The 11,945-nt window shown below is 49.3% G+C and carries 7 protein-coding genes; 4 read left to right on the forward strand and 3 right to left on the reverse strand.

The features are described from left to right. The first annotated feature begins 34 nt into the window (after window positions 1-34). The 3 genes from LLH06_RS08375 to LLH06_RS08385 all read left to right on the forward strand — a co-directional run bounded on the left by LLH06_RS08375 (window position 35) and on the right by LLH06_RS08385 (window position 6,505). On the forward strand, window positions 35-3,118 hold the full coding sequence (locus LLH06_RS08375; protein ID WP_228172842.1) for a SusC/RagA family TonB-linked outer membrane protein: 3,084 nt from the start codon (window positions 35-37) through the stop codon (window positions 3,116-3,118). A gap of 11 nt (window positions 3,119-3,129) precedes the next feature. Next, a complete protein-coding gene (locus LLH06_RS08380; protein ID WP_228172843.1) occupies window positions 3,130-4,782 on the forward strand; it encodes a RagB/SusD family nutrient uptake outer membrane protein in 1,653 nt (550 codons plus the stop codon). A gap of 286 nt (window positions 4,783-5,068) precedes the next feature. Further along, window positions 5,069-6,505, forward strand: coding sequence for a hypothetical protein (locus LLH06_RS08385; RefSeq protein ID WP_228172844.1), 1,437 nt, complete (start codon window positions 5,069-5,071; stop codon window positions 6,503-6,505). A gap of 26 nt (window positions 6,506-6,531) precedes the next feature. Here LLH06_RS08385 and LLH06_RS08390 read toward each other — a convergent pair whose 3' ends face one another. From LLH06_RS08390 to LLH06_RS08400, 3 genes are read right to left on the reverse strand one after another with little or no spacing between them, the layout of a single operon-like run. Next, complete coding sequence (locus LLH06_RS08390) at window positions 6,532-7,350, reverse strand: transporter family protein (protein ID WP_228172846.1); 819 nt, start codon at window positions 7,348-7,350, stop codon at window positions 6,532-6,534. Window positions 7,351-7,367: 17 nt separating this feature from the next. Further along, complete coding sequence (locus LLH06_RS08395) at window positions 7,368-8,783, reverse strand: acetylxylan esterase (RefSeq protein WP_228172847.1); 1,416 nt, start codon at window positions 8,781-8,783, stop codon at window positions 7,368-7,370. Window positions 8,784-8,810: 27 nt separating this feature from the next. Beyond that, window positions 8,811-10,181 (reverse strand): sigma-54-dependent transcriptional regulator, encoded by a 1,371-nt coding sequence (locus LLH06_RS08400; RefSeq protein ID WP_228172848.1) that lies wholly within the window; start codon window positions 10,179-10,181, stop codon window positions 8,811-8,813. 410 nt (window positions 10,182-10,591) lie between these two features. Here LLH06_RS08400 and LLH06_RS08405 point away from each other — a divergent pair, with 410 nt between their 5' ends. Continuing rightward, window positions 10,592-11,905: a sensor histidine kinase gene (locus LLH06_RS08405; protein ID WP_228172850.1), complete on the forward strand. Its 1,314-nt coding sequence runs from the start codon at window positions 10,592-10,594 to the stop codon at window positions 11,903-11,905. Window positions 11,906-11,945: the final 40 nt, after the last annotated feature.

An 11,945-nucleotide genomic window follows, 5' to 3' on the forward strand; every position in this document is an offset into this window, starting at 1 on the left:
AACAAGAGCACTGTTTTCATGTGCACTGATCTTAATGATCAGCTTATTAAGCGTCCGGTCGCGGGCGCAAACCATGCCTGTAAAGGGTAAGGTGACCGACGCCGCCACCGGAGAAGCGCTCATTGGCGTTACCGTAAAAGCCTCGGCAGGTGGCGCCGCAGCTACCGACCTGAACGGTATGTTCACCGTGAACGCCGACCCCAAGGGCAGCCTGACCTTTACTTACACCGGTTACACGGCCAACACCGTTAATATCGGCGGTCAAAGTACGGTCAATGTCAAACTTACCGCCTCGAACAGGCAACTGACCGATGTGGTAGTGGTAGGTTACGGCACACAAAAACGAAAGGATCTTACGGGTTCCATCGCTTCGGTAAAGATCGAGGGTGGGCCCAAGGAAAGCGTACCTTACGTGAACGCACTGGAGGCCATTCAAGGTACTCCCGGCGTTAACGTAGGCCCGTCAACCGGTGCAGGTGTTACACCTAACATCCTGGTGCGTGGTCAAAATTCCATCAGTGCAAATACCAACCCGCTCATCTTATTAGATGGGGTGATCTTTAACGGTGATCTGAACCAGATCAACATGAACGATATCGCTACTTACGACGTACTGAAAGATGCGGCATCGACATCGATCTACGGTTCCCGTTCACAAAATGGCGTGATCTCCATCACCACCAAACGTGGCCGCAGCGATAAACCGCTGATCAATTTCAACGCTTACTATGGCCGCCAAAGCTGGACCCGCGTACCTAAAATGCGCCAGGGCGACGACTACATTCAATGGCGCCGCGACCTTGCCGCAGCAAGGGGAGCAGCTACCGACATCAATTCCGTTTTCGGTCAAACGCCATACATCCTTCGCGCCATCAATAGCGGACAGACCATCAACTGGTTGGAAGATATTCAGCAGCCGGCACCCATCCAAAGTTATGATGTTAGCGTGTCAGGCCGTTCGGAGAAGACGAATTACTACTTCTCGGCCGGGTACATCAACCAAAAAGGTGTGCTTTATAACGACAAGTTCAGCAAGCCCAACATCACCCTGAAGGTGGATAACAATATCACAGATTGGCTTACAGTAGGTGTGAATGGTTACTACTCATCCAGAGATTACTCGGGTATCCCTTCCGATCTGTACATGGCCACTTATTTGTCTCCATACAGCTACAAGTACGCTGATAACAGGCCAGACCTGCTGCAACGCTACCCTGAAGGTTTAGCATCCAACTACAACCCTTACTGGGGCAACCCAAGCACCAGTACATTAGGTTCGGTGGATGATAATATGGAAAAATATAGCAGCATACGTGGTACCGGTTTTGTGACCGTTAAGTTCCCGTTCGTTAAAGGCTTATCATACCGCCTGAACGTGAACGGCGAGCGCTCTACTGTCAATATCGCTAACTTTCACCACGAGCAATATGAGGTGAACACCTTGCTGGCGTCTGATATCGCTAACCCTACGCAGTTCCTGTCAAGGGCTTACGGTAACAAAACATCAGCCACCACTACCACTTACCTTTTTGATAACCTGTTAAGCTACACCCGCAACTTCAGCGGCCATCAAATAGATGCGTTAGTGGGTTACACCCGCGATAATACCGTGACCGAGACCTTGATAGGCAACGGTAATGACTACGGAGCGTTCGGTAGTACCGTGTTAGGTTATTATGGCCTTCAAAGTGCCACCACACAGCGTGTAACGAGCCGTTATCTGCAGGTATCTAACATTGCCTACATCGGTCGTTTAAGCTACAATTACAAAGGTAAATATTATGGCCAGGTAAGCTTTAACAGGGGCGGTTACTCGGCGTTCGCGCCGGGCAAAAAGTTCGGTAACTTCCCTGGTGCGTCGATCGCATGGGTGCCTACCGAAGAGGAGTTCATGAAGAACGTGAGCTGGTTGAATAACCTGAAGATACGTGCCTCATACGGCCAGACCGGTAATCAGGGTGTGTCGCCTTATGCTACTCAAGCCACCGTTGCTACTACTGTTGGTTCGGCCAACTACCCTTCGCCGGGTTACACCGTATTCGGGGGCACTTCTTATCAGTACAGCTTCCCATCGCAACTGGGTAATCAGAACCTGACCTGGGAGAAGACAGCGGCCGTTAACTTAGCACTAGATTTCTCGGTGTTGAAGAATCGTTTGAGCGGTACCATCGATGTGTATCGTAGCAAGACCACTGACCTGCTGTACACCCTGGCCCTGAGCCCGGTGAATGGTTTCCCAAGCGCCCTGACCAACATTGGCCAGGTGAACAATAAAGGCATCGAGGTCTCTTTGAACTCCGTGAACATGAGCACTCCAGGCGGTTTCCGTTGGGAGTCGGGCTTTGCGTTCTGGCTTAACCGCAACAAACTGGTTAAATTAACTGGTATCATCAATCCGGCTACTGGCAAAGAGAACGATGACACCGGTAACAGCCTGTTCATAGGTAAATCGTTAGGTGCGATATATGATTACACTGTGGATGGTATCGTGCAGACCAGTGATGCTGCTTACATCGCTGCCAACACAGGTGTTGTACCAGGCGACGTGAAGTTCAAAGACATCAACGGCGATGGCAAGATCACCTCAGCCGACCGTTCGGTGATCGGTTACAGCAAAGAGAACTACAACATGAACTTGTCGAATACACTGACCTACAAAAATTTTCAGTTGTACTTCAGTATCAACGCGATCATTGGTGGGGGTAAGGATAACTTTTACATGTCGACCAACTTAAGAAGCCTTAACCCAGGTGCGGTGCAGATCGGTAACTGGTTGAATCTTCCATACTGGACGCCCACGAACCCTAACAACGAGTATCCACGCGCCAACTACAACAACCCGTTGGGTTACGGCTTTTACCAGGAGCGCACGTTCGCCAGGTTACAGAACTTAGCGTTCAGCTACCTATTCCCTAAAAAGATGCTGGACCGTATCAAAGTATCGAACCTGAAGCTTTATGTGAGCGGAACCAACCTGTTCACGGCCACTAAGTGGATCGGTCTGGATCCGGCGAACGGCGCGCAGATCGGTGGTAACGGTGGGTCGACCAACACGTCGGTCAACCAGTCGACACCGATATTAAGGGCGATCACTTTTGGTTTAAATGCTGGCTTTTAATTATACACAACATGAGAACGTATAAACTGATACTAACCATGATCACGGCCGCTGTAGTACTTGTTACGGCGTCGTGTAAAAAAGATACCGACTTTTTGGAGGAGACCCAGAAAGATAACCTGAACAGCAGCAATTCCTTGCTTAATCCTGCGCAGTTCCAATTAATGAGCGCATCGTTCTACACCTACGTACAGCGCTTCTATAATTCGGCCGATGGACCGAAAGACGGCTGGTTATTGGGCCTGGGTACCGATGTTTGTTTTGACCCACGCGACGTAACCTCCAAGTACAACAACTGGAGCATTGTGAACGGTACCGATAACTACTCGGGCGATTGGTTCAACTGGCAATACATCATCATCAAGATCGCTAACACGATCATTGCCGGTGCGGCCAACCCTGCAGTTACCTGGCAAAATGATGCACAAAAGAACGCTACGATCGCCGAGGCACGTTTCTTTCGTGGTTTTGCGTACCGTAACCTGGCCAATGTTTTTGGCGATGTGCCGATCCTGGAAGCACCGGTCACCGCACCACGTAACGACTTTACCCGTAACGCACGCGCCGATGTGTATAAATTCGCGCAGGCCGACCTGACCTTTGCCGCTGCTAACCTGCCTTTGACCACCACCCAGCCTGGCCGTGTGGTACGTGCCGCAGCCGACCATATACTGGCCGAAGTTGACATCAGTTTGAAGGATTATGACGGTGCTATAGCTGCCACTACTCGTATCATTAACGGTACTGATGGTGCTTACTCGCTGGTGAACGCCCGCTTTGGCACCCGTGCATCTGAAGCCGATAAAAATTACTACTATGACCTGTTCGTGATGGGTAACCAAAACTACCAGACCGGTAACCGAGAGAGCATCTGGACCGCACAATTCGCTGTTACCGCTACAGGTGGTGCTATCCCGGGCGGGGTAACGTTCTCTACCCGTCCGCTGATCGAGCGCATGATGTGGTGCAGTTGGTACGGACAAACCAAGTTCGGTTACAATGGTACCGCGGTGGACTCTACCGGTAGGGGTGTGGCTTACGTTCGTCCTACCAATTACACCAACTACACCATTTGGCGTAATTCAGGTACCGACATTCGCAATAGCGAGACCTGTATCAAACGCACTTACTACTATGGACCTAACATTCCAGCCAGCGTGGGCCGCCCGGGTCAGGTGGCTAACAAAGCCCTGCTGACCACCCGTGATGATACCTGTATCTACATTTATCCTAACTGGAGCAAGTTCGGTACCGATAAGCATGTGAACGCCACGCCTGACGCCGGCTATGTGCGTAACTTTTACATCATTCGCTTACCTGAGACCTACTTTCTGCGTGCTGAGGCATACTTGGGTAAAAACGATGCTGCATCGGCAGCGGCGGATCTTAACGTGGTGCGTAGCCGTGCTAAGGCAACGCCTGTTGCAGCCTCTGATGTGAACATCGATTACATTTTAGATGAACGTGCCCGCGAATTATTTGGCGAGGAGTTCAGAATATTGACGTTGGCTCGTCTCGGATTAGTGTACGATCGTACGCGGCGCTTTGGCAGTCCTGAATCGGCGGCGTCGGTGCAGCAATACAACAACCTGTTGCCAATTCCGCAATCTTCCATCGACCTAAATAACGGTGCACCGATCGGGCAAAACCCGGGCTACAGATAGTCTCTTGTTCGTTTTTTTAATAGTTTAGTTAGCAAGAACGGCGGGACCACTAAGTGGCCTGCCGTTCGTTCTTTAAGGCTATATCGTTATGCGTAAATTGGGTTTGCTAACCATAAAATGGGCCTTTTGGGTTCTGGCGGTATCTTGCTTCCTCTACGCTGGTCAGATCAATGCTCAAGCACGATCAAATACCGAATCTTCAGTGTATCAATACAGCGCTCCCATAGGTTCCCGACAAGCATATCTTTGGATCCCGCCCAAGTGCGAGCAGGTGAGGGGTTTGATCGTGTCATTCGCTAACATGTTGGAGCGTCATTGGTGCGAAGACCCCATTATTCGTAAAGCAGCTGCGAAAAACGATCTAGGGATACTGCTGATCGAACCTTCGGCAACGGGTGTCGACGCTAACCTGACCGTATCCGGTAAGCAAGCATTCCTACAATTGCTGAAAGCTTTGGCCGATAGCTCGGGCTATAGCGAGATAGCGAAAGTGCCATTTATTCCCGTCGACCATTCGGTGCATAGTGTTTTTTGCTGGAACTTGTGTGCATGGTTACCTCAGCGCGTTATAGCAGCCATTCCGGTAAAGGGACAGCCTATACCAGATGATGCGAACATAGCCGGTATACCATTTTGCTACATCATTGGCGAAAATGACGAGTGGCCTTTGACCAAGAACGGCAAGCCCTTTGATCGCAACTACATTTGGCCTTACATGCGCAGTAGCGTAACAGCGTTGCGAAAGAAGGATACCAATAACCTGGTTGGAGTGGCTACCGACCTTGGCGGCGGGCATCTGGACTGGCCAACCCAGCTATCAAATTTCATGGCGCAATTTATTGAGAAAGCTTGCAAATACAGATCCAGTAAGGAAAAAGAAGGAGAGAATGCTCATGAACTTTTACCCATCGACCCGCAAAAGGGCTGGCTGACCGACACCGAAGGACTTGACCCTGACCGTTTCAAGCCGGCGCCTTACCTGCGATATAAGGGCAACCGTCAGAACGCCTACTGGTTCTTTGACGAGGAGATGGCTCGCACTGCCATGAACCTTGCAGGCGACCGTAAGGCGCGTAAAATGCAAATGGTCGGTTTTAAGCAGCGTGATACGATCATTGATCTGAACGGCGATCCTTATGTCTCGTTAGCATTTCAACCGGAAAAAGATCGAATGTCATTTGGAGTCAGATCAGTCTTTTTGGATCACATACCTCGGGAATTGCCAGGGGCTGGACGTTCATTAGGCCATGCTAAAGGACGGATAAGGCTGAGCGTGATCTGCGGACCTGCCAGGCAGATGGCTGATGGCCTCTTCAAGATCGATTTCGACCGGTATAGCCTTAACGACATTTGGCTAATGGCCAGTCACAGCGGTGATCATGACCACGGGCGCGCTGTACAGCCGGCTCGCATTCGCCTGGCGGTAAAGCTTACGCCGAACGATAACGCAAATATCTCCTTTGAACTGATCGGTGATCAGCATGCAGGTCGTTCAAAAGAGGTTCAGCTTAGAGCTAATTGCACAACGGGTTCGCCGGTCAGCTACTTTGTCAACAGCGGTCCGGCCATCGTTAAAGGTGATAAGTTATTGTTCACCGCTATCCCTAAGCGTAGCCGATACCCCATATCGGTCACCGTAACGGCTTGGCATTGGACCTATGATGACCTTGCAAAAGCTAATTATGTTGGTACCATGTCACAAAGTTTCCAGCTTACTAAGTAACGATTCACAGGCATTTCGAACCTGACCTATCGGTACGGCAACTTGTACATCAGCGATAACGCTGCGCCGTATCCTTCGCCGGTGTTACGGCCGGCAACCGTATAAAATAACGACAGGTTGAGGTTGATCCTTTTATTGAAAGAATGACCATAATTGCCCGCTACACGCACGTAATTAAAATCACGGTTGGCCAGTAGGTTGTTTACCGATCGTTTGTCAGAGCTGATAGACCTTCCTGCACCTGCATTGACGCCTAATTGGTTCCACCGATCAAGCGAATATCCAAGTGATACATCGGCCAGGTATTGCTGCGGAGCACCGGTGCCTACATATTGGCTAAAGCCCAGGTCTACGTTGTAAGAGGTCTTGCTGCTCAAACTACCACTGTTAGACAGGTGGACGGTGCCCCCGGCGTTACCCAAGCCGATATAACGTGAACTGGTGTTGGTATACAAGGGCATTATTGCGCCGGTGTACACAGAAATGTAATTGGAGTAATTGAAGTTGAAAAGATTATACGTGAGGCCCAATTGCATATCGCCTAAACTGGTGTTGTTGACCGCTCCACCCGGATAAGTGATGCGCTGATAGATGACCGGTACGCCAATATTCACATCCAATCTGTTCGATATACCATAAGCCAGGTTGACGCCAAAAGTAGTGGCATTGAAACTTTGACCATTTCCTTCGCGGTAATTGCCGTTCTGATCCCAGCGGTTTTTAGCGATGTATTGCGATAGCGAACTTGAGAGTATAAAGTGCTTTTTACCTATTGGCCAGCCAGCTTGCGCGGTACTAAAAGAAAAGAGGATAACTGAGGTGGCTAATAGAATACTTTTTTTCATTGAGTCAAGGTTTAGGATCATGGGAGAAGGAAAAATTCGCGCAGCCAGCTATACTGATGACGGTAATAGATAGGGTCGACCTCATGCGCCTTATCAGCGCTCACCCATAGTTCTTTCTGTGAAGTACCCAGTTGGTTGAACATCGCCACGCTGCATCGTGGTGGGCATAATTCATCCATCAAACCGATTCCCATCAGCACGGGGCATTGTACATCGGGCGCAAAATGCATGGGGTCGTAATAATCCCACACGCGGTACATTTCCTCCATGCTGGCCGATCGGCCTCTTCGCTTAACAAAGTTATTCAGATGCCAAACAGGTGTCTCATTCTTAGGCGGTACCTTCATGGTGATCACCGATGCTTCACGCAGGTCTGAATATAGGGGAACCTCTGTAGTGACACCTTTGATACGCTGATCTAACGCTGCCGTTACTACGGCCAAACAACCACCCTGGCTACCACCGTCAATAGCGATCCGGTTCACATCCATTCCCAGGTAGCCGTGGCTCGCCAAAAAGTCCACACCACGTAAACAGTCCATATAAACAGCACGGTAGATGTAGTTGTCCTTACTTTCTAAATGGTAATTATTATACTGAATACCGAAAGTGTTGATCGCATCTTTGCTGTTGCCATTACCTCTTACGTTCAACTGAAATACCGCAAAGTCATCCTCGATCATGCTTGGTTTCATTTCTACCAAATACCCCGGCACACGATACCTGATCGGGATGAATTTATCCTTTTTGACCGGTATAGTGAGCCATCCCTTAATCAGGGCATTACCCCATGAGCGCATCTCCACCAAGTACACCTTGATCTCGGGCGTTGAAAGGTTCTTTTGCTCGGTCACCTTATAGTCGGGTTGTATCTTGTCGAGCATTTGGCGGCTCTTTTTCCAAAAAGCGTCGAAATCGGCCGGGCGGTGTTGAGGAGCCGCGATCTTGAACGGTGCTATGCCGAATACCTTTTTGATCGTATCATCATAAGCCGTCAAATTCATGCGGATACTCAGTTGGTAAAACCCCGGTGGGTTAGGAGGAAGTTTGAACTTTACTGTTTTGCTACCCCTGCGGCCAAGCGCTATATGTACCGAGTCCTCAAAAAGCTGTTTACCCTCGTCAGTAGATACAGTGTATGAGAATTTGCCTTCCTGCTTTAAACGGTAAGTGCTTTTCAAGTCTACCTTATAATCGATGTAAGAGGCCTCATCAAAAATAGCGTTGGCTGTTCCGGCCTTCACTTTGATAAGTATCTCGCCATCTTCTTCGTTTTCTTCTTTATCGGCTCCATCGGCCGAGTGACGGGGCGGGGGCGAAATTACAGAGCCGGTCTTAGATGGTTTGACCAGTTGAGCTAAGGTAAGCGCGTGTGTGAGTAAGATCAGCATACCACAGATCAGCACAGATCTGAGACAGGTTTTAACATTCATTTAATATGATATGAGTCGGTGGGTCGATCAGGCGCAAGCTTTTCTCAACCGGTTATATAAAGTTTTGCGATTAATGTTCAAAAGGTTGGCCGTTCGCGTCCGATTATAATTCGTGTTCTTCAGAACGGTCAGGATGTGGCCCAGTTCATGCGTGTATCGACCGCCTTTGAGGAATTGAAGCATTTTTTCGGCCTTGAGGACGGTGAGTACCTCTTGTTCGTCCCCGTGTTTAAGGAGCTGCGCGGCAATGATATCGCTCGGTAATTCCTTTAAAGTGATGTATTTCCCTGTGGCCAGCAAAGCGGCACGCCTTACCATATTACGCAACTCGCGAATGTTGCCCGGCCATTCATACCCTTCAAAAAGATCTATCACATCATCATCGAACCCAGCAATGCTCCTTCCGGTCTCCGCGTTGGCCTCTTCCAGAAAGCTGTTCGCGAACAGACGGATGTCTTCGGTACGTTGGCTCAATAACGGTGTTTCAACGGTCAGTTCATTAAGGCGGTAGTAAAGGTCCTCACGAAGAGTACCTACTTTCACGGCAGAGCGGAGGTCGCGGTTGGAGGCCACAATGATCCTAACATCGATAGAATGTTCCTTTATAGAACCTACCCGTTTCAATTTCTGCTCCTGGATCACCCGCAATAATAAGGCCTGCACATCGTAGGACAGATTGCCGATCTCATCCAAAAAAAGCGTTCCACCATTGGCGATCTCAAAGTACCCGACCTTTAAGGTATCGGCACCAGTGAATGCACCCGCTTCGTGGCCAAAAAGTTGGCTTGGTGCAAGTTCGAGGCTTAAAGTTCCACAGTCCACCGCTACAAAAGGCATTTCACTGCGGTCGCTTTGCTGATGAATGCTGCGTGCCATGTGTTCTTTACCGGTACCACTGGCGCCTTGAATAACCACGTTGCATCGCGTGGAAGCAATGAGCTCGATATGGCGCTGTATAGCCTTTGATATAGCGCTGATGCCGGTCACCATTGGTCGTGCTTTAATGGGTGCTACGTAATGGTACTCAGCTTCCGCCTCCGGTTCTGTCAACGCGTTTTCGATGCATTCGATCAATTCGGCCGTGTTGAGTGGTTTCACCAGGTAATCATGAACACCGTTCCGAGCCAGCTCAACGGCCAGTTTTACGTCAGGGTAGCCGGTCATCATCACCACAAGAACATCTGGCTGATGTTGATTGATATATTGCAAAAGGTGCCCCCCGGTGGCGTTACCAAGGCGATAGTCTGTCAGCACCAGGTCTACCGGTCGCTTCAACTGCGACACTGCTGCCGCGTAATTGAAAGCGGTAAGTACATGGTAGCCTTGCTTTTGTAATAGTTTAGCCAACAGTAAAGTGGTGTTGACCTCGTCATCAACGATCAGGATGCTTTTTGGCATTATGAGTTTTATCAATTAGGGAAGCTTGAGGGTGAGGCCGAAGCATCTGCCAAATATTACTGCCGTGAACGTTAGTATACCAGGAAAACGATCGGAGTGAATATCAAAATAGGAGCCTTGCCGCCACCCTTAAACCTTCCGCAATATTATAATACCACGAGATCTTATTACCGGGTGTAAACCCGCAGTTTTCAAAACTGGGATCTTAACTAACTCGCTGGTATTTTTACCAGCTTTACAGCAGGTGTTTTTAGCGGCATACCGCCCGTTGATATTTATCCTATGTAAAGCTCATTACCGAAAAATAGATAAGTATTATGTGGTGGAAAATCGCGAAATTAGAAGCGTATTAGCATTTTGCTCGGCAAATGTCGTATAAGTTCAGGTCATTAATCTTCGGTTCATATTAGATGTCGATAAAGATCCATCAATACCCTTTGATCAAAGCGTTCATCAAAGGGTGGAAGCATCTTGTAGGGCGTACTGATGAATTTCAACTGGAGGGTCGAGTATTCCATTCTCTGATCCTGTTCAGCGCGGTCATAGCGGTCTTCAACTTGATCGTTTACCTGTTGCTTGGCGCTTACAGTGTGGCGTTAACCTTTGCGGTCAATCTCCTTTATTACGTGATATTGCTGTACTTTTCCCGCTTCAAGCACATGACTAAGTGGTGCGTCATCGTAGACGCCGTTCTGCTCAATGTTCTTTTGGCATTTAGTTATTTTGAGAACGATGGTATCGGTGGTCCGACCATTTTGATGTATAGCGCGGCTTTCATCGGGCTGTGTACCTATGTGCCTTACCGTTCGGCGTTCGCGCTATTGAGCATCAACGTACTAATGGTTTTCGGCGTGCAGTGCGCCGAGCTAAAGTTTCCGCAGTGGATCGATCACAGCTACGTTACCGCGCTTCAACGGCACACCGATATGTTCTATGTGTACATCAGTTCATCGGTATTGATCTTCCTAGCCATTTACGTATTGCGTACAAACTATCACCGCGAGAACAGGCTGGCCATTGACGAGGCTGATCATTTAGCCGTGGCCAATGCTGAAAAAAGTAAGTTGTTCTCCATCATTGCGCACGACCTACGGTCGCCGCTGGCGCAGATCAACCATTACCTGCAATTGCTGGGCCGTGTCGATATCGATGACCCTACCCGGTACAGCATTGAGACCCAACTGAGCGAGATCACCAACAATACAGGACTGATGCTCACCAATCTGCTGTCGTGGTCGCGCAACCAAATGGAAGGTAGCATGACCGTGAACCTAACACCCGTGAACGTGCTACAAGTGGTAGAGCAGGTGACGCAAACCATCCAGTACGCGGCCGCTACCAAAAACATCGATATCAATGTAAAGGTGAGTGATGATGTGAATGTGATGGCCGATGCTGACCACCTTCAGATCATTGCGCGTAATCTTTTGCAAAATGCCGTGAAGTTCACTCACCAGCATGGTAAGGTGAGCGTTGGATGTAGCCGTGAGCGTGACGATGTGATCATCCACATTCAGGACAACGGCATCGGGATGACCGCGGAGCAGCAAAAGAACGCATTCCATTCCAGCATTAAGGCCTCGTATGGCACCAATATGGAGAAAGGTGTAGGGCTTGGCCTAACGCTAAGTTATGAGTTCGTACAGGCACTGGGTGGCGAGCTTTGGTTCGAGTCAGCAGTGAACGAAGGAACCACATTTCACATCCGCTTACAATCGGCTTGAGTCGGTCGCAGGCATCACTGTGATCGAATGGAGCCAGGTT

The organism is Mucilaginibacter daejeonensis, from assembly GCF_020783335.1.
Taxonomy (GTDB): Bacteria; Bacteroidota; Bacteroidia; order Sphingobacteriales; family Sphingobacteriaceae; genus Mucilaginibacter; species Mucilaginibacter daejeonensis.